We start from the raw sequence: 21698 nt of genomic DNA, 5'->3' as shown, positions 1-21698 counted from the left end.
CATCTATATGGGACAAGATGGACAATTATACCGCTAGGAGCGGACTTGCTCCGCCATTCCTGCAATCAGCACCTCAGCTACCTCAGAACGTGTAAATTCAGGAGGAGGGCACTGACCGTCACGGAGCAACCCGCGTACTTTGGTGCCGGAAAGCGCCATATGGTGTTCTTTATCATGTGGGCAAGTTTTGCTGGATGCCATGTTTCCACATTTGGTACAGAAGAAACTGTGTTCGAAGAACAGCGGTGTGATCCCCAGTTCATCTGTTGTAAAGTTAGTAAAGATTTCCTGTGCTTCATAAGTTCCATAATAGTCGCCAACACCCGCATGGTCACGACCAACAATAAAGTGGGTACACCCGTAATTTTTGCGGACCATCGCATGGAAAATAGCTTCTCGCGGGCCGACATACCGCATGGCTGCGGGGAACACATCAAGGAACGCACGATCAGCCGGGTAATAGTTCTCCAGTAATACCAGATAACTCTTCATCCGAACATCTGCAGGAACATCGTCCGACTTCGTCTCTCCAACGAGCGGATTCAGGAAGAGTGCATCTACAATCTCCATAGCGCTCTTTTGGATGTACTCATGAGCCCGATGGACCGGATTGCGCATCTGAAAACCGACTACCGTCTTCCAACCCTTCTCCTGAAAAATCTTCCGGGTATCTGCAGGATCATAATAGAACTCCTCGAATTTCGAAGGTTTTGGACGGTTCAGAACTTGAATTGGACCTCCTACGTATGTTGCAGGGCTCTCCAACAGTTTTTTAACCCCCGGATGCTCAAGATCATCTGTTTTGAATACACGCTGGGCTTCTTCACCCTGATCCACCTGGTATATACTTTAGACTTCGAGCAGTCCATACGCTACTCCATATTGATCACCAACAAGTTTCACAAGTTCACCAATCTGGAGGGGTGCGGCTTGTTTATCGTCAACAGCAAGTGTAATTGGTATACTCCAGACCGTTCCATCAGCGAGAAGCATGCGAGACACAACCGAAAGGTAATCTTCCTCATTTAAGAAACCTTGAAGTGGTGAGAACGCACCAACACCAATCAGATCCAAATCATATATCGTCCAGGTATTAATAAGCAAACAGGATAAGTTTCTACTGTCTTGCAACAATTGCTCTCGTTCTTTTCCTTGTACAATACGCTGAACCAGCGTACCTCCATGTGACAGAATCGATGTCATCTTGTCAGTTCCTTGTGTATCTATTATTTATGAAGGCCACATTCCGTTTTATCATTACCAGACCAGCGTCCAGCACGAGGGTCCTCACCAGGCATAACCTGACGTGTGCAATGCTCACAGCCAATACTCGGGTAGTTCTGATCATGAAGAGGATTATACACAACGTTATTATCACGAATATATTGCCATACATCCTCTGTCGTCCAATGCGCAATCGGATTAAACTTCATCAGGCCAAATTTAGAATCATATTCAACCTTCTTGGAGTTTGCACGAGTTGGTGCTTGATCTCTACGAATACCTGTAATCCATGCATCATACTGAGAAAGAATTCGTGTTAACGGTTCGACTTTGCGAATGTTACAGCACGCATTTGGATCAGACTTCCACAACTCTTCACCGTGTTGAGCTGCCTGTTCTTCCGGAGTAATCTTAGGTGACACGCGTACAAATTCAAGGTTGTAGTTCTCTTGCATCTTATCACGTGTTTCGTATGTTTCTTTGAAGTGGAAATCAGTATCCAAATAAAAAATATCTGTCGATGGGCTGATCTTCTGCAACATATCTACAAGTACAACATCTTCCGCACCAAAGCTACATGCAAAAGTGATATTAGGAAATGTTTCAATAGCATACCGAATAATATCCTCTGGACTAGCATGCTCCAGTTCCTCAGCCTTCGTCCGTGCCAATTCTTCTTTCTCCAACAAGTTCATCTGTGTTTCCCCCATTCTGCATTTCAATGAAACCTAAAGCCGACTAATCTAATATGAATTATGTTTAGTATAAATCTTTCATTGTGTATGTCAATGCCTTCCATATGGTAAAATAAATCAGTTTCTGCCCTTCGTTGATCATTGCTCTTACACAATAATTTGGTTTAATTTATCCATATCTCTCTTCATGAGATAAAAACAATGATGTTGGTCCAAGTCATTGGGCAAGTTAAAATACATATCTTAGCCTCGGAAAGCTTTGCTGCTGCTGGGTTTGGAGAGTTTATATCGCCACGAAAAGCATCAAAAAATCACTCATCGATTAAAAATAACAAAAGCGAAGAAGAAGTTATAATGGGATCAGAGTGACAACATATAACAAATGATATGTAAGGGACTTTTATCGTTTCCATAAGAATTACTGATGAGACTTACAGTAAAGAAATCAGTACAAAACAGTAAACCGAATACATTCAAGAAATTTTGTGTGAGCGCTGATGGATAATTTTATAAGGAGTTGTTATAGAACGTGTGGGAAACGATGGGAAAGAGCAGATGTACGATCTAAACAGGTTCATTAAGAAGTATTAACACACATATGAAAAACTTTATTGAGGAACATTAATGTGGATACTTAACATGCATAGAGCATAGCTACTTAACACATATGAAGCGACAATGTAAAAACATGCGGAGAGATATAAGAGTTATCGTACAAGCGGATATATATAGGCGGAATCTTCATGAATATATAAAAAAGCCTTTGGCCGAGGCCAAAGGCTTTTAATATTAACGTTTGGAGAACTGAGGTGCGCGACGAGCCGCTTTAAGACCGTATTTTTTACGCTCTTTCATACGTGGGTCACGAGTCAGGAATCCTGCTTTTTTCAGGGATGCACGGTATTCCGGATCTGCTTTGAGCAGAGCGCGGGAGATACCATGGCGGATTGCGCCGGCTTGACCGGAAATTCCGCCACCATGAGCAATAACAAGAACGTCATAGTTGTTGAGCGTTTCTGTCAAGTTCAGTGGTTGTTTTACGATCAGTTTGAGTGTTTCCAAACCGAAGTATTCATTAATATCACGTTTATTGATGACAATGCGTCCTTCACCCGGTACAAGGCGAACACGTGCTACCGAATGTTTACGACGACCTGTCCCATAGTATTGTACTTGTGCCATGAAACTGTCCTCCTTTTAATTAACCGCGAAGTTCGTAAACTTCTGGTTTTTGTGCTGCATGTGGATGCTCAGTGCCTCTGTACGCTTTAAGTCTCAACTTCATTTTCTCGCCCATGCGAGTTTTAGGAAGCATACCGCGAACAGCCAATTCCAACATACGCTCAGGTTTGTTTTTAACCATCTCTTCAGCTGTAGTTACTTTCAAACCACCTGGGTGCATTGAGTGACGGTAGTATTTTTTACCTTGCATTTTCTTACCAGTCAATACGATTTTCTCAGCATTGATGATAACAACGAAATCGCCAGTGTCCACATGTGGAGTGAATTGTGGCTTGTGTTTGCCGCGAATCAAAGCAGCTGCTTCGCTCGCCAAACGTCCGAGGGTTTTGCCTTCAGCATCAATGATGTGCCATTGGCGCTCAACTTCGTTAGGCTTCGCCATGTACGTAGTACGCATGAAAAGTTCCTCCTTAAAATGTTCAAAATCATCATTTTCATTTATCTTCGTTCGTTAAGTTATAACTTTAGGTGTTGATGGATTGTAAATTTGATGTGAACCTCTTAATTGGGGCTGTGGGAAAGCCATTAAGAAAACACAACTTTTATATTACATGATAGGCGATTAAATCGCAAGTGTTAATTAAGCTTTTCACTCACCAAATTTAATCTTTTGTATATTCAAGATCCCAGAGCATTAAACCGCAGCTAACTGCAGTAGGTCCTGCAGCAGATCGATTACATGCAGCAATCATATTCGGTACCTCAGAGGCTTTCCGTTTGCCCTCTCCGATCTCCAGCAGTGTGCCTACAATGATACGAACCATATGCTGCAAAAAGCCGTTACCACTCACATATATGTGAATGACACCCTGATCACGCGGATGGTCTCTGCACATTGATCGGTCCACTTCAATCCATGCTTCGTATACCGAACGGACATGATTCTCTTTCTGAGACTTGCGTGAAGCAAAAGAGGTAAAATCATACGTCCCTATGAAATGCCGTAAGCCCTCCTGCATTGCCATAATATCAAGCTTCGCATGATGATGATACTGCAGTCTTCTGTTGAATACATCCGGAAATTGATTCGCATTGACTGTATATCGATATGTTTTCTTTTTCGCTGCATAGCGAGAATGAAAATCAGCCGAAACTTCAATCGCATCAATAACGACAATATCGGAGGGTAATCTGGAGTTGAGCGCAATACACCAACGTTCAATCGGGATCTGGGATTCCGTAGGAAAATTGAAGATCTGTCTGCGAGCGTGAACACCTGCATCTGTTCGGCCTGAACCTGTAATTTTAACCTTCTCACCGGTTAAAGCACGAATCGCATCTTCAAGATGATCCTGAATGGTATTCCCACCCGGCTGTACTTGAAAGCCGTAATAGGCAGTGCCATCATAAGTTAACGTCATACATAAGTTCCGCATTAATACCACACCTTTGTTCCATACTATACATATCCCTATCCCGAACAGCAAAAGAAGCCCCTTACGGAGCTTCTATTACAGCACGAATTCCGAAATGAAGAGAAAAAAAGGGTTAATCCAGAATCGTTGATTCTGTCCCCTTTCCTCATCTCATCTGTTTTACGCGCGGTCTACCAGTTCCAAGTAAACCATTGGCGCTGCGTCACCACGACGAGGTCCCAGTTTCAGGATACGAGTGTATCCACCTGGACGCTCAGCGTAACGACCGGACAATTCGCTAAACAGTTTTTGGATTGCATCTTGCTCACCATCGATAGATTCGCGGCGAACATAAGCTGCCACTTGGCGACGGGCATGAAGATCTCCCTTTTTCGCTTTAGTGATCAGTTTTTCAGCAATAGAGCGAACCTCTTTTGCTTTCGCTTCAGTTGTCTGAATGCGTTCGTATAAGAACAGGTCGGTTACCAGGTCACGGAACAAAGCTTTACGTGCGCTGGAATTACGGCCCAACTTTTGGTATGCCATTGTTTTCCCTCCTTCACTTCAAGCACTCGGCTGTCTATTCTTCTGTACGGAGTCCCAAACCAAGTTCCTCAAGCTTCTCTTGAACTTCTTCCAAAGACTTGCGTCCGAGGTTACGGACTTTCATCATGTCTTCTTCCGTTTTCGTAGTCAGCTCTTGCACGGTATTAATACCGGCACGTTTGAGGCAGTTGTAGGAACGAACAGAGAGATCCAGCTCTTCGATCGTCATTTCGAGTACTTTTTCTTTTTTGTCTTCTTCTTTTTCGACCATGATCTCTGCATCTTTCGCTTCGTCTGTAAGACCCACGAAGAGCATCAAATGCTCAGTCAAAATTTTAGCGCCAAGGCTTACAGCCTCTTCAGGACGAATACTTCCATCAGTCCAAACTTCCAACGTGAGCTTGTCATAGTTGGTCACTTGACCGACACGCGTATTTTCCACAGCGTAGTTAACGCGACTGATCGGGGTGAAGATGGAATCGACTGGGATGACGCCGATCGGCTGGTCATCGCGTTTATTCCGATCTGCCTGGACGTAGCCGCGACCGCGATTGGCAAAAATACGCATGTGAAGTCTCGAACCTGGTCCGAGCGTAGCAATGTGCAAATCCGGGTTAAGGATTTCCACATCGGAGTCAGCACGGATATCTCCAGCCGTAATTGCTCCTTCGCCTTCAGCATCAATCTCGAGCACTTTCTCCTCATCCGAATGAATCTTAAGCGACAAAGCTTTCAGGTTAAGAATAACCTCCGTAACATCTTCCATTACGCCAGGAACTGTAGCAAATTCATGCAGAACGCCATCGATTTGAACCGAAGACACTGCCGCACCCGGCAGTGACGAGAGCAAGATTCGGCGAAGCGAGTTTCCAAGCGTCGTACCGTATCCGCGCTCAAGCGGTTCTACTACGAATTTCCCATAGGTGCCATCATCGTTGACGTCTACCGTCTCAATTTTCGGCTTTTCGATTTCAATCACTGCAATACCCCTCCTTCAAAACGTCGGTCCTCTATGAAACATTTACCTTCTCTTGCGAAAACATGTAGTAGTATGCCTAAACAACCATTATTAGCAGATTGTGCCGGAAATATACCACACGCAGGGGCAAATCTCATTAGACACGACGACGTTTTGGAGGACGGCATCCGTTATGCGGGACTGGAGTTACGTCTTTGATCAGGTTAACTTCAAGACCAGCAGCTTGCAAAGAGCGGATCGCTGCTTCACGGCCTGCGCCAGGTCCTTTAACCATAACCTCAACGGCTTTCATCCCATGTTCCATTGCAGCTTTGGCAGCAGTCTCAGCAGCCATTTGTGCAGCAAACGGAGTCGATTTACGGGAACCTCTGAATCCGAGGCCGCCTGAGCTTGCCCACGAAATTGCATTTCCGTGAGGATCCGTAATAGTAACGATAGTGTTATTGAAAGTGGAACGGATATGCGCCACGCCAGATTCAATATTCTTACGGTCACGACGTTTAGTACGTACGACTTTTTTCGGTTTAGCCATTTTCTCTTATCCCCCCTTATTATTTCTTCTTGTTCGCTACTGTACGACGAGGACCTTTACGAGTACGAGCATTCGTTTTCGTACGTTGTCCACGAACAGGCAGACCACGACGATGACGAACTCCACGGTAACAACCGATCTCCGTCAAACGTTTAATATTCAAAGAGATTTCTCGACGCAGGTCACCTTCTACTTTGACCTCTTTATCGATACTTTCACGCAATTTGCTGACTTCATCTTCCGTCAAATCACGAACACGAGTGTCCGGATTGATGCCTGTTGTGCTCAGAATTTTCTGGGAAGTCGTTTTACCGATTCCGAAAATATAAGTCAAGGCGATCTCAACGCGCTTATCACGTGGCAAATCCACACCAGATATACGTGCCATTTTACGCTACACCCCCTTCTTTAACCTTGTTTTTGTTTGTGTTTCGGATTTTCACAGATAACCATAACATTCCCTTTGCGGCGAATGACTTTGCATTTTTCGCAAATCGGCTTGACCGAAGGTCTTACCTTCATGTGAATTACCTCCTCAAAGTTTTGCTTAGCAAAACCCTCTTCGTAAGCATTGACCTTGTTCTACTATTGTAAAACCGGCTTCGAAGCTTTCGCAAGTTTTGCCGGGCAAAACCCGCTCATAAGCTTCACAGTTCATTGCAACTGTCTACTACTATTTACGGTAAGTTATGCGACCTTTTGTTAAATCATAAGGCGACAACTGAACAACTACTTTGTCTCCAGTCAGGATACGAATAAAGTGCATCCGTAGTTTTCCGGAAACGTGAGCGAGAATTTGATGACCGTTCTCAAGCTCAACCTTGAATGTTGCATTCGGTAGCGGTTCAAGAACCGTACCTTCCACTTCAATGACATCTTCCTTGGCCATTAGTCAGTCTCCTTTCTCTTCAGCTTGAATGTTGGTGGATTCCAGAAATGAATGAACCGCGTAACGGAGCTTTCCATTTGTCACCCGACCACTCTCGTTTAAACTGTTCACAACCTCGCTGCTAATCATGGGCTGGAGCTCAAGATGAAGAAGATTCTTCTTCTTGGGTTGATCAAACTTACGTTTGTCTCCATCCGCAATATATACGAACTTACCGTCCGCTATAGCAACAATTACTGCGGCTTGGTCCGCATTGCGGCCTTTACGGATCTTCACAAGTTGACCGAGCTGCGGATTAGACTGACTGTTCATGCCTCATCACCTACGCATTCAGTTTCGTGAAAATTTCCATACCATCTGGTGTAACTGCTACGGTGTGTTCAAAGTGTGCACATAACTTACCATCAACCGTGACGACAGTCCAGTTATCTTCCAACGTTTTCACATACCGTCTACCTACGTTAACCATCGGCTCTATGGCCAGCACCATGCCCGCTTTAAGCCGTGGTCCCCGATCGGGAAGACCATAGTTCGGTATCTGTGGTTCTTCGTGCAGATCTGCGCCTATGCCGTGACCGACATATTCACGAACTACGGAGAACCCTTCATCTTCAATATATTTCTGAATCGCATGAGATATTGTAAACAAGCGAACGTCCGGTTTTACCAGCGCCAGACCTGCGTATAACGAAGCCTCAGTAACGTCCAGAAGACGACGGGCTTCTTCGGAAATACGGCCGACCGGATAAGTCCAGGCGGAATCTCCATGATACCCCTGGTACTGCGCGCCAATGTCAAACGTAACGATATCGCCCTCGTTCAACTTGCGTTTGCCGGGAAATCCATGTACCAACTCTTCATTGACTGAAGCGCACACACTGGCAGGGAAACCGTTATAACCTTTGAAAGACGGCACAGCTCCTTGACTGCGGATATATTGATCAGCCATATGGTCAAGTTCTCCAGTCGTAATACCGGGAGCGATATGCTCTGCCAAGAGACGATGCGTTTCCGCAACAATTCTCCCTGCTTCCCTCATCAAGCCCAGTTCCGTTTCGGACTTACCAATGATCATCAATTAACCTCTCAGTAAGGACACGATTTCTTGAGAAACTTGATCGATATCCTGTTCTCCGTTCATTTGACGAAGAAGACCTTTAGTCTCATAGAACGTGAGGAGTGGTGCTGTTTTGTTGATATACTCGTCCAGTCGTGTACCTACACTCTCTTCATTATCATCAGAGCGTTGATACAACTCACCAGCGCATTTATCACAAATACCTTCCTGCTTAGGCGGATTGAATACCACATGATAAGTGGAACCACAGTTTTTACAAATTCGACGACCCGTCAAACGAGCGAGCAATTTGTTGCGATCCACTTTCAGGTTGATTACATGATCGAGACCTGAGTTCAATCGATCCAGAATGCCATCGAGCGCTTCTGCTTGCGAAAGAGTTCTTGGAAATCCGTCCAAGAGGAAACCTTCTCTGCAGTCAGGCTGCTGCAAACGTTCTTCAACGATGCCAATGGTTACATCATCTGGTACAAGCAATCCTTGATCCATATATTCCTTGGCTTTCATGCCAATGGGAGTTCCCTGTTTGATCGCGAGACGAAATGCATCGCCTGTTGAAATATGGGGAATACCGAACTCTTTCACGATGACGTCTGCTTGCGTTCCTTTTCCTGCCCCCGGAGGGCCCATGAATAGGATGTTCACGTTATGTCACTCCCTCCAAGACTACCCTACATCAACAAACAGCACAATAGGTGCCGGCAAGTAAATCTTCACTCGACCGGTACCTATTGCCTATTTATTGATAAAACCTTTGTAGTGGCGTTTGATCAATTGGCTTTCGATTTGCTTCATCGTATCCAGCGCAACACCGATAACGATCAGGAGGGATGTTCCTCCAATTTGCGCAGATTGAGGCAAACCAGAAAGTGCCCCTAAGAATACAGGCAGAACGGAAATGACTGCCAAGAAGATGGCTCCGGCCATTGTCAAACGAGTCATGACACGGGTCAGATATTTCTCGGTTGCTTTACCCGGGCGAATGCCTGGGATGTAACCGCCGTTCTTTTTCATATTATCAGCCATCTGCTGTGGATTCATCTGTACGAAAGTATAGAAGAATGTGAAACCGAAGATCATCACGACATACAGCAACATACCCAGAGGTTTGTGTGTAGTCAGATTCTGTCCGATCCACTGTGCCCAGAGGCGATCTGCCCAGAAGTTGGCGATGATCGTTGGGAACATCAACAGCGATGAAGCAAAGATGACAGGGATAACACCTGCTGCATTAATTTTCAGCGGGATATGTGTATTCTGTCCACCGTACATTTTGTTACCTACGACACGTTTAGCATACTGTACCGGAATTTTCCGAATCGCCTGCTGAATGTAAATGACCCCTATGATGATCAACACAATAACGATTGCGATGATTACACCTTTAAGAATATTCATAAACAGTTGGTCAGGTTGGATGAAGTCAGATTCGATCGTTTGTTTGATAATGTTAGGCACCGTAGATAGGATACCTGCAAAGATCAAGATCGAAATCCCGTTTCCTATGCCCTTCTCGGTGATTTGCTCACCAAGCCACATCAGGAATGAAGTACCGGCCGTAAGTACAATCGCGATCAAGATATAATCTGCAAATGTAGCGTTAGGCACCATCTCTGTATTGTACAAGCGGTTGAATCCGATCGACGTACCAAACGCTTGAATCAATGCCAGCCCGATGGTTAAATAACGGGTCAACTGTGCAGATTTCTTCTTACCTTGTTCACCTTGCTTTGCCCATTCCGCTAATTTAGGAATAACGTCCATGGAAAGCAACTGTACTATGATAGACGCAGTGATGTAAGGCACGATCCCGAGCGCAAATATCGAGAACTGGAAGAGCGCTCCACCCGAGAACGTATTGAGAAGTCCAAAAACTTCTTTACCCGCAGAATTTGTCGCTTCGAACACATCTTTGTTAACTCCCGGCACGGGGACAAAGGAGCCGATGCGGTAAATGATCAGTACAAAAAGGGTAAATAATACCCTTTTGCGCAGATCTTCAACCCGCCAGATATTCTTTAGGGTCTTGAACATTAAATCACCTCAGTTGTACCGCCAGCAGCTTCAATTTTCTCAATAGCAGATTGAGAAAACTTGTTAGCTTTAACAGTCAGCTTCACAGTGACATCACCGTTACCCAGGATTTTGATTCCGGATTTAGCGTTTTTAACTACGCCATTCGTCATCAAGAATTCTGGAGTTACTTCAGTACCCGCTGCAAAACTGTTCAGGTCTTCAGTATTCACAACTGCATATTCTTTGCGAGTTGGGTTTACAAAACCACGTTTTGGCAAGCGACGATACAATGGATTTTGTCCACCTTCGAAGCCTGGACGAACTCCACCGCCAGAACGAGAATTTTGTCCTTTGTGACCGCGACCTGATGTTTTACCTGTACCACTACTTGGACCGCGACCAACACGTTTACGTTCTTTGCGGGATCCAGGAGATGGTGAAAGCTCATGTAACTTCATCGTTCGTTGCACCTCCTTAAAGATTTGTGGGATTAACCCGTTTTTAAGCTTCTACTTCTTTAACAGCAACCAAGTGGTTTACTTTGTTAATCATACCACGGATGGCAGGATTATCGTTTTGAACCACTTTGCTATTGATTTTGCGCAAACCCAATGTTTTCACAGTTGTTCTTTGCGTCTCCGGACGTCCGATCAAACTGCGGACGAGGGTAATTTCTAATTTAGCCATGAGAATTCCCTCCTTAACCCAGAAGCTCTTCGACGGATTTTCCGCGCAGTTTAGCCACGTCTTCAGCACGCTTCAAACGGGACAAACCTTCCAAAGTCGCATTGACCATGTTCATGGAATTCGAAGAACCCAGAGATTTTGTCAAAATGTCACCTACACCAGCAAGTTCGAGAACCGCACGTACAGGACCACCAGCGATAACACCAGTACCTTCAGATGCTGGTTTCAACAGCACGCGTCCTGCGCCGAACTTACCTGTTACCAAGTGAGGAATCGATGTTCCTACGAGTGGAACGTGTACAAGGTTTTTCTTAGCGTCTTCAATACCTTTGCGAATTGCATCAGGTACTTCGCCCGCTTTACCGATACCAGCTCCAACCCAGCCGTTGCCGTCGCCGACTACAACCAGTGCGCTAAAGCTGAAACGGCGTCCGCCTTTTACTACTTTAGCTACGCGATTAATATTTACAACTCTTTCAGTCAGTTCCAAAGTATTCGGATCTACACGCAAGTCGTTAACCTCCTTTTGAAAAATATCTTAAAACTCAAGTCCTGCTTCACGAGCCGCTTCAGCCAAAGCTGCGATACGACCATGGTACAGATATCCGCTACGGTCAAATACGATGTTGGAAACACCTTTGTCTTTCGCACGTTTAGCAACGAGTTCGCCAACTTTACGAGCTGATTCAACAGATGCACCATTTTTGATGTCAGTGCTCAATTCTTTGTCTACGGTAGACGCGGAAGCGATTGTTACACCAGCAACATCATCGATGATTTGAGCATACATATGTTTACCAGAACGGAATACGTTCAAACGAGGACGTGCTGCCGTTCCTTGGATTTTCTTACGAACACGAAGGTGTCTTTTCAGACGAGCCTTATTTTTATCTGGTTTCGTAATCATCTCAAAGATTCACTCCTTTCAGGTTACCTCGCTGGCTTCAAAGCAGAAGCCACGGGGTATATTAGAAACACACGAAGCAAGCAAGCCGAAAGCCGCGCAAAGGCGGTAAGAGAAATCTTATTTCTTCTTACCGGCTTTACCTTCCTTACGGATGATACGCTCGCCTTCATATTTGATACCTTTACCTTTGTACGGCTCAGGTTCACGTACGGAACGGATTTTAGCAGCGTAAGCACCTACGCGCTCTTTGTCGATTCCGCGAACGATGATTTTCGTATTCGAAGGTACTTCGAATTCGATTCCCGCTTCCGGTGTAATTTCAACCGGGTGAGAGTAACCAACGTTCAGAACGATTTTATCTCCGGATTTGCTTGCACGATATCCGACCCCAACCAATTCCAGAGATTTCGCGAATCCTTCAGTAACGCCGCTCACCATATTGTTTACAACGCTACGCGTTGTGCCGTGCAAAGAACGGTGAGTTTTGTTATCGGAAGGACGCACAACTGTGATTTCGTTATTTTCAACTGTAACCTTCATGTCTTTATGAAGCTCACGAGTCAAAGTTCCTTTTGGTCCTTTTACCGTAATAACGGTGTTGTCCAGGGTGATGTCTACACCACTTGGTACTGTGATTGGTTTGCGACCAATACGAGACATATGTTGCACCTCCTATCTTGTGACGTTATATTACCAAACGTAGCAAACGACTTCTCCGCCGGATTTCGATTGACGAGCTTCTTTGTCCGTCATGATACCTTTAGATGTCGAGATGATCGCGATTCCCAGGCCACCAAGTACACGAGGTACTTCGTTGCTTTTCGTGTAAACACGAAGACCAGGTTTACTGATTCTTTTCAGACCAGTGATAACGCGCTCGTTATTTTGACCGTATTTCAGGAAAACACGGATAATCCCTTGTTTGTTATCATCGATAACTTCAGCGTCACGGATGAAACCTTCACGCTTCAGGATATCGGCGATTTGTTTTTTCATTGTCGAAGCAGGCATTTCTACCGTTTCATGACGAACAGTGTTCGCGTTACGAATACGAGTAAGCATATCTGCAATTGGATCAGACATAGTCATTGTGAGTTAACCTCCTTCCCGTTCAGGACTTTTTACCAGCTTGCTTTTTTCACGCCAGGGATCTGGCCTTTATAAGCTAATTCACGGAAGCAAATTCTGCAAATTTTGAACTTTTGCAGGACCGAATGTGGACGTCCGCAACGCTCACAGCGTGTATATGCACGTACTTTAAACTTTGGAGTACGTTGTTGTTTAACTTTCATCGAAGTTTTTGCCACTTAGCCTGACACCTCCTAAATAATTTCGGAGAAAAGGGAGTCTTTCCAGACACCCGGAAACGTTATGCCAACATTACTTAACGAAAGGCATTCCCATTTGCGTGAGCAATTCGCGGGACTCTTCGTCTGTTTTCGCCGTTGTTACGATGACAATATCCATACCGCGGACTTTATCAACTTTATCATACTCGATCTCTGGGAAGATCAATTGCTCTTTCAGACCCAGTGTGTAGTTACCACGTCCGTCGAAAGCTTTGCTCGATACACCGCGGAAGTCGCGGACACGAGGAAGCGTAACGTTGAACAGTTTATCGAGGAAGAAGTACATACGCTCGCCGCGCAATGTTACTTTCACACCGATAGGCATATTCTCACGCAGTTTGAATCCTGCGATTGATTTTTTTGCACGAGTGATTACAGGTTTTTGACCTGCGATCAGTTGCAAATCGTTTACTGCGGAATCCAACACTTTGGAGTTTTGGACAGCGTCGCCCACACCCATGTTGATAACGATTTTCTCGATTTTCGGCACTTGCATTACCGTTGTATAGTTAAACTTCTGCATCAAAGCAGGAGCGATTTCTTGCAGGTAACGTTCTTTCATTCTTGATGCCATGAATCATAGCCCTCCTTTCTCATTCGGTTCAATTAGTCGATAATTTCTCCGGAACGTTTAGCAACGCGCACTTTCTTTCCGTTATCCAAAACTTTGTAACCTACACGGGTTACTTTTCCGCTCTTCGGATCGATGTGCATTACGTTGGAAACGTGAATCGGAGCTTCCTTCTCGATAATGCCGCCTTGCGGATTTTGCTGGTTAGGCTTCTGGTGTTTTTTCACCATGTTAACACCTTCCACAAGGACGCGGTTCTCACGAGGATAAGCAGCGATGACACGGCCTTTTTTACCTTTGTCTTTACCGCTGATCACCATAACCGTATCTTCCTTTTTAACGTGAAGTTTGTTGTTATGGGATTCCAGAACTTTTTTCACTCTTGGCATTTCGTACACCTCCTGTTTCTAACATCACGAGATTAAGCTTTAGATAACTTCTGGAGCCAAGGAAACGATTTTCATGAAGTCTTTATCGCGAAGTTCGCGAGCAACTGGTCCGAAAATACGTGTTCCACGTGGGCTTCTGTCGTCTTTTACAACAACCGCTGCATTTTCATCAAAACCGATGTAGGAACCGTCTTTACGACGTACAGAACGTTTCGTACGAACGACAACCGCTCTAACTACATCACCTTTTTTGACAACGCCGCCTGGTGTTGCTTGTTTAACAGAACAAACGATCAGATCACCGATTTGAGCTGTACGACGTCCCGTACCGCCGAGTACGCGGATACACATCAGTTCCTTCGCACCGGAGTTGTCAGCCACAGTCAAACGTGTAAATGGTTGAATCATTTAGTATTCCTCCTTTCAGCAGTGCTGCTGAGCATTAGATGATAACCGCTTTTTCTACGATTTCAGTAAGTCTCCAGCGTTTATCTTTCGAAAGCGGACGAGTCTCCATGATTTTCACCGTGTCACCGATTTTCGCAGTGTTTTCTTCGTCATGTGCTTTGAATTTTTTAGTAACCTTAATGCGCTTATGGTACAAGTTGTGTTTTTTGTAAGTTTCTACAGCAACAACAATCGTTTTGTCCATTTTATCGCTGACCACTTTACCAGTTTGCACTTTACGTGCGTTACGTTCTTCGCTCATTGTTGGCCTCCTTCCTGATTACGGACGGACTGTACATCCTATCCCTAATTAACCGATTCCCAATTCTCTCTCACGGATAATGGTTTTAGCACGAGCTATTTCTTTCCGCACATCACGGATGCGAGTCGGGTTATCCAGCTGACCGGTAGCTAATTGAAAGCGGAGGTTAAAGAGTTCTTCTTTAAATCCGGCAATCTTTTGCTCGATTTCAGCAGAGGTTAGGTTGCGAAATTCACTAGCTTTCATTTGCTTCACCACCCAATTCTTCACGTTTCACGAACTTCGTTTTGATTGGCAGTTTGTGAGCGGCAAGACGCATTGCTTCGCGAGCAATTTCCTCCGGTACACCAGCAAGTTCAAACATGATCTTACCTGGTTTCACTACTGCAACCCATTTTTCTACGTTACCTTTACCGCTACCCATCCGAACCTCGAGAGGCTTTTGAGTGATTGGTTTGTCTGGGAAGATTTTGATCCAAACTTTACCACCACGTTTGATGTAACGAGTCATCGCAATACGAGCCGCTTCGATCTGACGGTTCGTAATCCAAGCCGGTTCCGTAGCTTGCAGACCGTATTCGCCAAAGTTCAGAGTCGTTCCGCCTTTAGCTTGGCCTTTCATATGTCCACGTTGTTGCTTACGGTGTTTTACGCGTTTTGGTACCAACATGATTAGTTGCCTCCTTCCTTAGCAGCTTGTTTCTTAGCCGTAGGAAGAACCTCTCCACGATAGATCCATACTTTTACGCCGATACGTCCGTAAGTAGTATGAGCCTCTGCTGTACCATAGTCAATGTCAGCACGCAGTGTGTGCAGTGGAACAGTTCCTTCGCTGTAGCCTTCAGAACGTGCGATCTCAGCACCGCCAAGACGTCCGCCTACTTGAGTTTTGATACCTTTAGCACCGGAGCGCATAGTTCTTTGAATTGCTTGTTTCAGAGCACGACGGAAAGAAACACGACGTTCCAATTGTTGTGCAATGCTTTCAGCTACAAGAATAGCGTCCAAGTCTTGGTTCTTAATTTCAGAAATGTTGATGTGTACTTTTTTACCGCCAGCAATTTTCGTAATTTGATTACGAAGATTTTCAACTTCCGAACCACCCTTACCAATAACCATACCTGGTTTAGCAGTGTGAATCGTTACGTTTACGCGGTTAGCCGCTCTCTCAATTTCCACACGAGATAAAGCGGAGTCTTTCAATTTATTTTTCAGGAATTCACGAATTCTCACGTCTTCCATCAAAAGATCACCGAAGTCTTTGCCTGCATACCACTTAGATTCCCAGTCACGGATAATTCCGACACGGAGTCCGACTGGATTTACCTTTTGGCCCACACATTTCCCCTCCTTCTACTTCTCAGATACCACCAAAGTAATGTGGCTAGTACGTTTGTTAATACGACTTGCACGTCCCATTGCACGAGGGCGGAAACGTTTCATTGTCGGTCCTTGGTTCACGTAAGCTTGCGAGATAACCAAGTTATTAACATCCAAAGAATAGTTATGTTCCGCATTCGCAATAGCGGAGTTAAGCAACTTCTCAACGATAGGAGAAGCGGATTTCGGAGTGTGACGGAGAATGGCAACCGCCTCACCTACTTGCTTGCCGCGAATCAAGTCAACAACGAGTTGAACTTTACGAGGAGCAATCCGGATAAACTTAGCATGTGCTTTTGCTTCCATTGTGTAACCTCCTCTCAAACATTAAAGATGTTCATTTATCTTCTTGTTTTCTTATCATCATCAGTATGGCCTTTGTACGTACGGGTTGGAGCGAACTCACCCAGTTTGTGTCCGACCATGTCCTCAGTTACATACACTGGCACGTGTTTACGACCATCGTAAACGCCAAATGTGTGTCCGATGAATTGTGGGAAAATTGTAGAACGACGGGACCAGGTTTTGATAACGTTCTTCTTACCTGAAGCTTCCATCTCTTCTACCTTTTTGAGCATGTAGCCATCAATGAATGGCCCTTTTTTCAAACTGCGACCCATGTGGAGATCCTCCCTTCAAACGTAGCTATTATGCATCCGCAGATGCCTCACGAAGTTATGCACAGTGTGTATTACTTCGTGCGGCGGCGAATGATGTATTTATCAGAAGCTTTATTTTTCTTACGCGTTTTGTAACCAAGAGTAGGTTTACCCCATGGTGACATTGGCGATTTACGTCCGATTGGAGCACGACCTTCACCACCACCGTGTGGGTGATCGTTAGGGTTCATTACTACACCACGAACCTCAGGACGTTTACCCAACCAACGGCTACGACCGGCTTTACCGATTTTGATGAGCTCGTGGTCTTGGTTACCAACGGATCCGATTGTCGCGCGGCAAACTTTCAAAATACGACGAACTTCTCCGGAAGAGAGACGAACGGAAACGTATTTTTCTTCTTTACCAAGCAGTTGAGCTTCTGTACCAGCAGCACGAACCAATTGTCCGCCTTTACCTGGTTTCAACTCGATGTTGTGGATAACGGTACCTACTGGAATGTTTTCGAGTGGCAGTGCGTTACCAATTTTGATGTCTGATTCAGGTCCGGAGAATACTTGATCTCCAACTTTCAAACCTTTAGGAGCGATGATATAACGTTTCTCACCATCAGCATAATGAATCAGAGCGATGTTAGATGTACGGTTCGGGTCATACTCAATCGTAGCAACGCGGCCCGGTATTCCATCTTTAGTACGTTTGAAGTCGATGATACGGTATTTACGTTTGTGTCCACCACCATGGTGACGAACTGTAATTTTACCTTGGTTGTTGCGGCCTGCTTGTTTGCTCAACGGGGCCAACAACGATTTCTCCGGCTGATTTGTGGTGATTTCCTCAAATGTAGAAACGGACATATTCCGTCTTGCCGGGGATGTTGGTTTATACTTTTTGATTGGCACTGGGTTTCCCTCCTTACTTCAAAAATTCAATTATACAGTTTCAAAGAACTCAAGCGTTTTGCTGTCTTTTGTCAGCGTTACAAACGCTTTTTTCCATTCGCTAGTATATCCGGAATAACGTCCGTACCGTTTTGGCTTAGCTGGAACACGAAGCGTGTTCACGTTTTTCACTTTTACGTTGAAAATAGCTTCTACTGCCTTTTTGATCTCGGTTTTGTTTGCACGGATATCGACTTCAAATACATATTTCAAGTCGTTCATCATGTCAGCAGTACGTTCCGTAATAATCGGACGTTTTACAATATCACGAGGATCCTTCATTACGCGAGCACCTCCTCTACCTTCTGAACTGCTTCTTTCGTAATGATCAATTTGTCGTGCGAAAGCACGTCAAGAACATTAATGCCGTCAGCAGCTACGAATTTCACGCCTGGAATATTCCGTGCGGAAAGAGCTACATTATCATCATAGCTAGGAGCTACGATCAAAGCTTTGCGTCCAACTTTCAAGTTGTTCAAGATGGCTGCGAATTCTTTAGTTTTAGGCGCACTCAATGTGAGAGCGTCCAAAACGATAATGTCATTGTCAAGCACTTTAGATGAAAGGGCTGATTTGATCGCCAAACGACGAACTTTCTTAGGCAGTTTATACGCATAGCTCCGTGGTGTTGGACCAAATACGATACCGCCGCCTTTCCATTGTGGTGAACGAATTGAACCTTGACGAGCGCGACCTGTACCTTTTTGTTTCCAAGGCTTACGTCCGCCGCCACGTACTTCAGAACGTCCTTTTACTTTGTGGGTACCTTGACGAAGGGAAGCGCGTTGCATAAGAACTGCATCGTACAGAACGTGTTGGTTCGGCTCAATTCCGAAAACCGCATCGTTCAATTCAACTTCGCCTACTTGGCTACCATCTACATTGTAAACTGATACTTTTGGCATTTTGTGTTCCTCCTTTCTTCAGTGGTTATTTTTTCACCGTTTCTTTAACTTTAATGAGACTGTTTTTCGGTCCAGGAATGGAACCTTTCACGAGCAACACGTTACGCTCAGCGTCTACTTTAACTACTTCAAGACGTTGTACTGTAACTGTATCATGTCCCATGTGTCCTGGCAGGCGTTTGCCTTTAGGAACGCGGTTAGCTTGGATCGAACCCATCGAACCCGGGCCACGGTGATAACGCGAACCGTGTGACATAGGTCCAGTGCTTTGTCCCCAACGTTTGATTACGCCGGCAAAACCTTTACCTTTAGAAACACCCGTTACGTCAACGAATTCGCCTTCAGCGAAAATGTCAGCTTTCAGTTCTTGGCCAACTTCATATTCAGCGATGTTGATACCGCGAACTTCACGAACGTAGCGCTTAGGGGCAGTGTTCGCTTTTTTGGCGTGACCTGCTTCTGGCTTGTTAGCATTTTTCTCTTTCTTATCGGAGTAACCGATTTGAATTGCTTCGTAGCCATCGTTCTCAATGTCTTTCTTTTGCAAAACAACACAAGGGCCTGCTTCGATAACCGTTACTGGAACAACGTTACCTTCAGGAGTAAATACTTGAGTCATTCCGAGTTTTTTTCCTAAGATTGCTTTCATGTTGACACCTCTTTTCCTCTATACATGGTCTTTGTTGTAGCTTGTATTACAATTTAATTTCGATATCTACACCGGACGGCAGATCCAAGCGCATCAAGGCATCCACAGTTTGTGGAGTCGGGTTAACGATGTCGATCAAACGCTTATGTGTGCGTTGTTCGAATTGTTCCCGAGAATCCTTGTACTTGTGCACCGCACGAAGAATAGTAATGATTTGTTTTTCAGTAGGAAGCGGAATCGGACCGGATACACCTGCACCCGAACGTTTTGCTGTTTCAACAATTTTCTCCGCGGATTGATCAAGAATTCTGTGGTCGTAAGCTTTCAAACGAATACGAATTTTTTGCTTTGCCATTTTAGTCCCTCCTTCTATCGCCCAATTTTTTATCGGACATACTCCGTGAAAATTTTCTAGCCACTGCCCCATGGCAAAGGGGCCGGGTGTGCCAGTAACCTCTCACATCATCGCAACGTCACAGAACAACATTCATTATTATATAGAAAAGATAGGCGTATTGCAAGCATATTTAAGAAAAACATTTAAACTTATCTTTTCTAATGAAATGACTTCGTTTATTGCAGTGTTTATCTTTAATATCCAGGCTGCCTTGCCAATCCTTCTAAACTCGTAAATGATGTTCATTTTGTATGACGCAGGTTCCGAAACTTTACACATAATAAAAGAGTTCTTTATCCGATGTCGGATAAAGAACTCTTCCGAAGCTTCGTTACAATACAATGTTACTCGTTCCAGTACACTGTTGCATATGCTTTATTCAGCGTTAAGCCGAATTATTTTTGGATCGATGCTACGGAACCGGCACCTACTGTACGTCCGCCTTCACGAATGGAGAACTTAGTTCCTTCTTCAATCGCGATTGGGGAGATCAGGGAAACAGTAACCGTGATGTTGTCACCAGGCATTACCATTTCAGTACCTTCAGGCAAGTTGATGATGCCTGTTACGTCAGTTGTACGGAAGTAGAACTGTGGACGGTAACCAGTGAAGAATGGTTTGTGACGTCCGCCCTCTTCTTTAGTCAAAACGTAGATTTGAGCTGTGAATTCTGTGTGAGGCTTAACAGAACCCGGTTTAGCCAAAACTTGGCCACGCTCGATGTTGTTACGGTCAACACCACGAAGAAGTGCTCCGATGTTGTCACCAGCTTGAGCGGAATCCAGCAATTTGCGGAACATCTCAACGCCTGTTACAACAGATTTTTTAGTTTCTTCAGTGATACCAACGATTTCGATCTCTTCGCCGACTTTAACAGTACCACGCTCTACACGGCCAGTAGCAACAGTACCACGACCAGTGATGGAGAATACGTCCTCGACAGGCATCAAGAAAGGCTTGTCAGTTTGACGCTCAGGCAGTGGGATGTAAGTGTCGATCTCTTTGAACATCTCAACGATTTTTTGAGCCCATTCGCCATCTGGGTTAGCCAGTGCTTCACGAGCAGATCCACGAGTGATTGGAGTATCGTCACCTGGGAACTCATATTCGTTAAGAAGGTCGCGAACTTCCATCTCAACCAATTCCAACAACTCTTCGTCTTCAACCATGTCACATTTGTTCAGGAATACAACAATGTAAGGTACGCCTACTTGACGGGAGAGCAAGATATGCTCACGAGTTTGTGGCATTGGGCCGTCAGCTGCGGATACTACCAAGATAGCTCCGTCCATTTGTGCCGCGCCAGTGATCATGTTTTTAACATAGTCGGCGTGACCTGGGCAATCTACGTGAGCGTAGTGACGAGTGTCAGTTTCGTACTCAACGTGTGCTGTGGAGATAGTGATACCGCGCTCGCGCTCTTCTGGAGCTTTGTCGATTTGGTCGAATGCTACAGCAGCACCACCGTAAGTTTTGGACAATACAGTTGTGATTGCAGCAGTCAGAGTTGTTTTACCATGATCGACGTGACCGATAGTACCGATGTTAACGTGGGGTTTATTACGTTCGTATTTAGCCTTTGCCATTTGAACGTGGCCTCCTTAAAATTATAATTTTATGTTTTCACTGAATGAAGTG

Annotated in this window: 36 protein-coding genes and 1 pseudogene; all 37 read right to left on the bottom strand. The window is 44.9% G+C overall.

Going from position 1 to position 21698, the window contains the following annotated elements; all coding sequences use genetic code 11:
* Window positions 1-33 precede the first annotated feature (33 nt).
* Window positions 34-1203 (bottom strand): annotated as a pseudogene (gene sat, locus AB4111_RS30290) (sulfate adenylyltransferase).
* Window positions 1204-1226: 23 nt separating this feature from the next.
* Complete coding sequence (locus AB4111_RS30285; RefSeq protein WP_091039173.1) at window positions 1227-1919, bottom strand: phosphoadenylyl-sulfate reductase; 693 nt, start codon at window positions 1917-1919, stop codon at window positions 1227-1229.
* Between the two features lie 789 nt (window positions 1920-2708).
* Window positions 2709-3101: a 30S ribosomal protein S9 gene (rpsI, locus tag AB4111_RS30280; RefSeq protein ID WP_017692105.1), complete on the bottom strand. Its 393-nt coding sequence runs from the start codon at window positions 3099-3101 to the stop codon at window positions 2709-2711.
* A gap of 19 nt (window positions 3102-3120) precedes the next feature.
* Window positions 3121-3558, bottom strand: a complete 438-nt coding sequence (gene rplM, locus AB4111_RS30275; RefSeq protein WP_024633564.1) for a 50S ribosomal protein L13 — start codon at window positions 3556-3558, stop codon at window positions 3121-3123.
* A gap of 205 nt (window positions 3559-3763) precedes the next feature.
* A complete protein-coding gene (gene truA / locus AB4111_RS30270; protein ID WP_442034974.1) occupies window positions 3764-4537 on the bottom strand; it encodes a tRNA pseudouridine(38-40) synthase TruA in 774 nt (257 codons plus the stop codon).
* Between the two features lie 159 nt (window positions 4538-4696).
* Window positions 4697-5062 (bottom strand): 50S ribosomal protein L17, encoded by a 366-nt coding sequence (gene rplQ, locus AB4111_RS30265; protein ID WP_442034972.1) that lies wholly within the window; start codon window positions 5060-5062, stop codon window positions 4697-4699.
* Between the two features lie 34 nt (window positions 5063-5096).
* A complete protein-coding gene (locus tag AB4111_RS30260) occupies window positions 5097-6041 on the bottom strand; it encodes a DNA-directed RNA polymerase subunit alpha (RefSeq protein ID WP_017692101.1) in 945 nt (314 codons plus the stop codon).
* 136 nt (window positions 6042-6177) lie between these two features.
* Window positions 6178-6573 (bottom strand): 30S ribosomal protein S11, encoded by a 396-nt coding sequence (gene rpsK, locus AB4111_RS30255; protein ID WP_017692100.1) that lies wholly within the window; start codon window positions 6571-6573, stop codon window positions 6178-6180.
* 19 nt (window positions 6574-6592) lie between these two features.
* Window positions 6593-6961, bottom strand: coding sequence for a 30S ribosomal protein S13 (gene rpsM / locus AB4111_RS30250; protein WP_036607200.1), 369 nt, complete (start codon window positions 6959-6961; stop codon window positions 6593-6595).
* Between the two features lie 20 nt (window positions 6962-6981).
* The gene (gene rpmJ / locus AB4111_RS30245; protein WP_003333770.1) at window positions 6982-7095 is read right to left on the bottom strand and encodes a 50S ribosomal protein L36; all 114 of its coding nucleotides are present in this window, start codon (window positions 7093-7095) and stop codon (window positions 6982-6984) included.
* A gap of 151 nt (window positions 7096-7246) precedes the next feature.
* Window positions 7247-7462 carry a translation initiation factor IF-1 gene (infA, locus tag AB4111_RS30240; protein ID WP_017692098.1) on the bottom strand — a complete coding sequence of 72 codons (216 nt, stop codon included), beginning with the start codon at window positions 7460-7462 and terminating at the stop codon, window positions 7247-7249.
* Window positions 7463-7465: 3 nt separating this feature from the next.
* Window positions 7466-7774, bottom strand: coding sequence for a KOW domain-containing RNA-binding protein (locus AB4111_RS30235; RefSeq protein WP_036607194.1), 309 nt, complete (start codon window positions 7772-7774; stop codon window positions 7466-7468).
* 10 nt (window positions 7775-7784) lie between these two features.
* The gene (gene map, locus AB4111_RS30230) at window positions 7785-8537 is read right to left on the bottom strand and encodes a type I methionyl aminopeptidase (protein WP_036607191.1); all 753 of its coding nucleotides are present in this window, start codon (window positions 8535-8537) and stop codon (window positions 7785-7787) included.
* Window positions 8538-8540: 3 nt separating this feature from the next.
* Window positions 8541-9185: an adenylate kinase gene (locus tag AB4111_RS30225; protein ID WP_036607188.1), complete on the bottom strand. Its 645-nt coding sequence runs from the start codon at window positions 9183-9185 to the stop codon at window positions 8541-8543.
* Between the two features lie 90 nt (window positions 9186-9275).
* On the bottom strand, window positions 9276-10574 hold the full coding sequence (secY, locus tag AB4111_RS30220; RefSeq protein WP_047841120.1) for a preprotein translocase subunit SecY: 1299 nt from the start codon (window positions 10572-10574) through the stop codon (window positions 9276-9278).
* Window positions 10574-11014 (bottom strand): 50S ribosomal protein L15, encoded by a 441-nt coding sequence (gene rplO, locus AB4111_RS30215; protein ID WP_091020538.1) that lies wholly within the window; start codon window positions 11012-11014, stop codon window positions 10574-10576. Before rplO ends, secY begins: the two co-directional genes overlap by 1 nt.
* A gap of 43 nt (window positions 11015-11057) precedes the next feature.
* Window positions 11058-11243 carry a 50S ribosomal protein L30 gene (gene rpmD / locus AB4111_RS30210; protein WP_442034966.1) on the bottom strand — a complete coding sequence of 62 codons (186 nt, stop codon included), beginning with the start codon at window positions 11241-11243 and terminating at the stop codon, window positions 11058-11060.
* Window positions 11244-11256: 13 nt separating this feature from the next.
* The gene (gene rpsE, locus AB4111_RS30205; protein ID WP_017692091.1) at window positions 11257-11754 is read right to left on the bottom strand and encodes a 30S ribosomal protein S5; all 498 of its coding nucleotides are present in this window, start codon (window positions 11752-11754) and stop codon (window positions 11257-11259) included.
* 27 nt (window positions 11755-11781) lie between these two features.
* Complete coding sequence (gene rplR, locus AB4111_RS30200; protein ID WP_017692090.1) at window positions 11782-12150, bottom strand: 50S ribosomal protein L18; 369 nt, start codon at window positions 12148-12150, stop codon at window positions 11782-11784.
* Between the two features lie 117 nt (window positions 12151-12267).
* Complete coding sequence (gene rplF / locus AB4111_RS30195; protein ID WP_017692089.1) at window positions 12268-12810, bottom strand: 50S ribosomal protein L6; 543 nt, start codon at window positions 12808-12810, stop codon at window positions 12268-12270.
* Window positions 12811-12840: 30 nt separating this feature from the next.
* A complete protein-coding gene (gene rpsH / locus AB4111_RS30190; RefSeq protein ID WP_017692088.1) occupies window positions 12841-13239 on the bottom strand; it encodes a 30S ribosomal protein S8 in 399 nt (132 codons plus the stop codon).
* 32 nt (window positions 13240-13271) lie between these two features.
* Window positions 13272-13457, bottom strand: a complete 186-nt coding sequence (locus AB4111_RS30185) for a type Z 30S ribosomal protein S14 (protein WP_013312154.1) — start codon at window positions 13455-13457, stop codon at window positions 13272-13274.
* Between the two features lie 73 nt (window positions 13458-13530).
* Complete coding sequence (gene rplE / locus AB4111_RS30180) at window positions 13531-14073, bottom strand: 50S ribosomal protein L5 (RefSeq protein ID WP_253441169.1); 543 nt, start codon at window positions 14071-14073, stop codon at window positions 13531-13533.
* A 32-nt stretch (window positions 14074-14105) separates the two neighbouring features.
* Window positions 14106-14459, bottom strand: coding sequence for a 50S ribosomal protein L24 (rplX, locus tag AB4111_RS30175; RefSeq protein ID WP_017692086.1), 354 nt, complete (start codon window positions 14457-14459; stop codon window positions 14106-14108).
* 39 nt (window positions 14460-14498) lie between these two features.
* Entirely contained in the window at window positions 14499-14867 is a 369-nt protein-coding gene (gene rplN / locus AB4111_RS30170) for a 50S ribosomal protein L14 (protein ID WP_017692085.1), read from the bottom strand.
* A 34-nt stretch (window positions 14868-14901) separates the two neighbouring features.
* Window positions 14902-15168, bottom strand: coding sequence for a 30S ribosomal protein S17 (gene rpsQ / locus AB4111_RS30165; protein WP_017692084.1), 267 nt, complete (start codon window positions 15166-15168; stop codon window positions 14902-14904).
* A gap of 48 nt (window positions 15169-15216) precedes the next feature.
* Window positions 15217-15414: a 50S ribosomal protein L29 gene (rpmC, locus tag AB4111_RS30160; protein ID WP_017692083.1), complete on the bottom strand. Its 198-nt coding sequence runs from the start codon at window positions 15412-15414 to the stop codon at window positions 15217-15219.
* Window positions 15404-15838, bottom strand: coding sequence for a 50S ribosomal protein L16 (rplP, locus tag AB4111_RS30155; RefSeq protein WP_017692082.1), 435 nt, complete (start codon window positions 15836-15838; stop codon window positions 15404-15406). The genes rpmC and rplP overlap by 11 nt, the downstream gene beginning before the upstream one ends.
* 2 nt (window positions 15839-15840) lie before the next feature.
* A complete protein-coding gene (rpsC, locus tag AB4111_RS30150) occupies window positions 15841-16506 on the bottom strand; it encodes a 30S ribosomal protein S3 (RefSeq protein ID WP_145326569.1) in 666 nt (221 codons plus the stop codon).
* 15 nt (window positions 16507-16521) lie between these two features.
* Window positions 16522-16854, bottom strand: a complete 333-nt coding sequence (rplV, locus tag AB4111_RS30145) for a 50S ribosomal protein L22 (protein ID WP_024633583.1) — start codon at window positions 16852-16854, stop codon at window positions 16522-16524.
* A gap of 35 nt (window positions 16855-16889) precedes the next feature.
* Entirely contained in the window at window positions 16890-17168 is a 279-nt protein-coding gene (rpsS, locus tag AB4111_RS30140; RefSeq protein ID WP_062836183.1) for a 30S ribosomal protein S19, read from the bottom strand.
* Between the two features lie 71 nt (window positions 17169-17239).
* Window positions 17240-18070, bottom strand: a complete 831-nt coding sequence (gene rplB / locus AB4111_RS30135; RefSeq protein ID WP_017692078.1) for a 50S ribosomal protein L2 — start codon at window positions 18068-18070, stop codon at window positions 17240-17242.
* A gap of 30 nt (window positions 18071-18100) precedes the next feature.
* The gene (gene rplW, locus AB4111_RS30130; RefSeq protein ID WP_017692077.1) at window positions 18101-18391 is read right to left on the bottom strand and encodes a 50S ribosomal protein L23; all 291 of its coding nucleotides are present in this window, start codon (window positions 18389-18391) and stop codon (window positions 18101-18103) included.
* Window positions 18391-19014, bottom strand: coding sequence for a 50S ribosomal protein L4 (rplD, locus tag AB4111_RS30125; protein WP_442034959.1), 624 nt, complete (start codon window positions 19012-19014; stop codon window positions 18391-18393). Before rplD ends, rplW begins: the two co-directional genes overlap by 1 nt.
* Window positions 19015-19039: 25 nt before the next feature.
* Window positions 19040-19663 (bottom strand): 50S ribosomal protein L3, encoded by a 624-nt coding sequence (gene rplC, locus AB4111_RS30120; protein WP_253441174.1) that lies wholly within the window; start codon window positions 19661-19663, stop codon window positions 19040-19042.
* A gap of 46 nt (window positions 19664-19709) precedes the next feature.
* The gene (rpsJ, locus tag AB4111_RS30115; RefSeq protein WP_017692074.1) at window positions 19710-20018 is read right to left on the bottom strand and encodes a 30S ribosomal protein S10; all 309 of its coding nucleotides are present in this window, start codon (window positions 20016-20018) and stop codon (window positions 19710-19712) included.
* A 437-nt stretch (window positions 20019-20455) separates the two neighbouring features.
* On the bottom strand, window positions 20456-21646 hold the full coding sequence (gene tuf, locus AB4111_RS30110; protein WP_062836181.1) for an elongation factor Tu: 1191 nt from the start codon (window positions 21644-21646) through the stop codon (window positions 20456-20458).
* Between the last annotated feature and the right edge of the window lie 52 nt (window positions 21647-21698).

Origin of the sequence: Paenibacillus sp. 2KB_22 (genome assembly GCF_052115745.1) — a bacterium.
GTDB lineage: Bacteria > Bacillota > Bacilli > Paenibacillales > Paenibacillaceae > Paenibacillus.
Note: the sequence above shows the minus strand (reverse complement) of the source record. Positions and strands in the feature narration are given on the sequence as shown.

What these genes read in the sequence shown, in the direction of transcription:
- truA (WP_442034974.1), bottom strand. Translation starts at nt 4,537, where the DNA reads ATGCGGAACTTATGTATGACGTTAACTTATGATGGCACTGCCTATTAC.
- rpmD (WP_442034966.1), bottom strand. Translation starts at nt 11,243, where the DNA reads ATGGCTAAATTAGAAATTACCCTCGTCCGCAGTTTGATCGGACGTCCG.
- rplN (WP_017692085.1), bottom strand. Translation starts at nt 14,867, where the DNA reads ATGATTCAACCATTTACACGTTTGACTGTGGCTGACAACTCCGGTGCG.
- infA (WP_017692098.1), bottom strand. Translation starts at nt 7,462, where the DNA reads ATGGCCAAGGAAGATGTCATTGAAGTGGAAGGTACGGTTCTTGAACCG.
- rplE (WP_253441169.1), bottom strand. Translation starts at nt 14,073, where the DNA reads ATGGCATCAAGAATGAAAGAACGTTACCTGCAAGAAATCGCTCCTGCT.
- rpsM (WP_036607200.1), bottom strand. Translation starts at nt 6,961, where the DNA reads ATGGCACGTATATCTGGTGTGGATTTGCCACGTGATAAGCGCGTTGAG.
- rplW (WP_017692077.1), bottom strand. Translation starts at nt 18,391, where the DNA reads ATGAAGGATCCTCGTGATATTGTAAAACGTCCGATTATTACGGAACGT.
- map (WP_036607191.1), bottom strand. Translation starts at nt 8,537, where the DNA reads ATGATCATTGGTAAGTCCGAAACGGAACTGGGCTTGATGAGGGAAGCA.
- rpsK (WP_017692100.1), bottom strand. Translation starts at nt 6,573, where the DNA reads ATGGCTAAACCGAAAAAAGTCGTACGTACTAAACGTCGTGACCGTAAG.
- secY (WP_047841120.1), bottom strand. Translation starts at nt 10,574, where the DNA reads ATGTTCAAGACCCTAAAGAATATCTGGCGGGTTGAAGATCTGCGCAAA.
- rplV (WP_024633583.1), bottom strand. Translation starts at nt 16,854, where the DNA reads ATGGAAGCAAAAGCACATGCTAAGTTTATCCGGATTGCTCCTCGTAAA.
- AB4111_RS30285 (WP_091039173.1), bottom strand. Translation starts at nt 1,919, where the DNA reads ATGAACTTGTTGGAGAAAGAAGAATTGGCACGGACGAAGGCTGAGGAA.
- rplF (WP_017692089.1), bottom strand. Translation starts at nt 12,810, where the DNA reads ATGTCTCGTATTGGTCGCAAACCAATCACAGTACCAAGTGGTGTAGAC.
- rplD (WP_442034959.1), bottom strand. Translation starts at nt 19,014, where the DNA reads ATGCCAAAAGTATCAGTTTACAATGTAGATGGTAGCCAAGTAGGCGAA.
- rplX (WP_017692086.1), bottom strand. Translation starts at nt 14,459, where the DNA reads ATGCCAAGAGTGAAAAAAGTTCTGGAATCCCATAACAACAAACTTCAC.
- rpmJ (WP_003333770.1), bottom strand. Translation starts at nt 7,095, where the DNA reads ATGAAGGTAAGACCTTCGGTCAAGCCGATTTGCGAAAAATGCAAAGTC.
- rplR (WP_017692090.1), bottom strand. Translation starts at nt 12,150, where the DNA reads ATGATTACGAAACCAGATAAAAATAAGGCTCGTCTGAAAAGACACCTT.
- rpsH (WP_017692088.1), bottom strand. Translation starts at nt 13,239, where the DNA reads ATGACTATGTCTGATCCAATTGCAGATATGCTTACTCGTATTCGTAAC.
- rpsI (WP_017692105.1), bottom strand. Translation starts at nt 3,101, where the DNA reads ATGGCACAAGTACAATACTATGGGACAGGTCGTCGTAAACATTCGGTA.
- rpsS (WP_062836183.1), bottom strand. Translation starts at nt 17,168, where the DNA reads ATGGGTCGCAGTTTGAAAAAAGGGCCATTCATTGATGGCTACATGCTC.
- rplP (WP_017692082.1), bottom strand. Translation starts at nt 15,838, where the DNA reads ATGTTGGTACCAAAACGCGTAAAACACCGTAAGCAACAACGTGGACAT.
- AB4111_RS30235 (WP_036607194.1), bottom strand. Translation starts at nt 7,774, where the DNA reads ATGAACAGTCAGTCTAATCCGCAGCTCGGTCAACTTGTGAAGATCCGT.
- rpsJ (WP_017692074.1), bottom strand. Translation starts at nt 20,018, where the DNA reads ATGGCAAAGCAAAAAATTCGTATTCGTTTGAAAGCTTACGACCACAGA.
- rplM (WP_024633564.1), bottom strand. Translation starts at nt 3,558, where the DNA reads ATGCGTACTACGTACATGGCGAAGCCTAACGAAGTTGAGCGCCAATGG.
- rplO (WP_091020538.1), bottom strand. Translation starts at nt 11,014, where the DNA reads ATGAAGTTACATGAGCTTTCACCATCTCCTGGATCCCGCAAAGAACGT.
- rpsQ (WP_017692084.1), bottom strand. Translation starts at nt 15,168, where the DNA reads ATGAGCGAAGAACGTAACGCACGTAAAGTGCAAACTGGTAAAGTGGTC.
- rplC (WP_253441174.1), bottom strand. Translation starts at nt 19,663, where the DNA reads ATGAAAGCAATCTTAGGAAAAAAACTCGGAATGACTCAAGTATTTACT.
- rpmC (WP_017692083.1), bottom strand. Translation starts at nt 15,414, where the DNA reads ATGAAAGCTAGTGAATTTCGCAACCTAACCTCTGCTGAAATCGAGCAA.
- tuf (WP_062836181.1), bottom strand. Translation starts at nt 21,646, where the DNA reads ATGGCAAAGGCTAAATACGAACGTAATAAACCCCACGTTAACATCGGT.
- rplQ (WP_442034972.1), bottom strand. Translation starts at nt 5,062, where the DNA reads ATGGCATACCAAAAGTTGGGCCGTAATTCCAGCGCACGTAAAGCTTTG.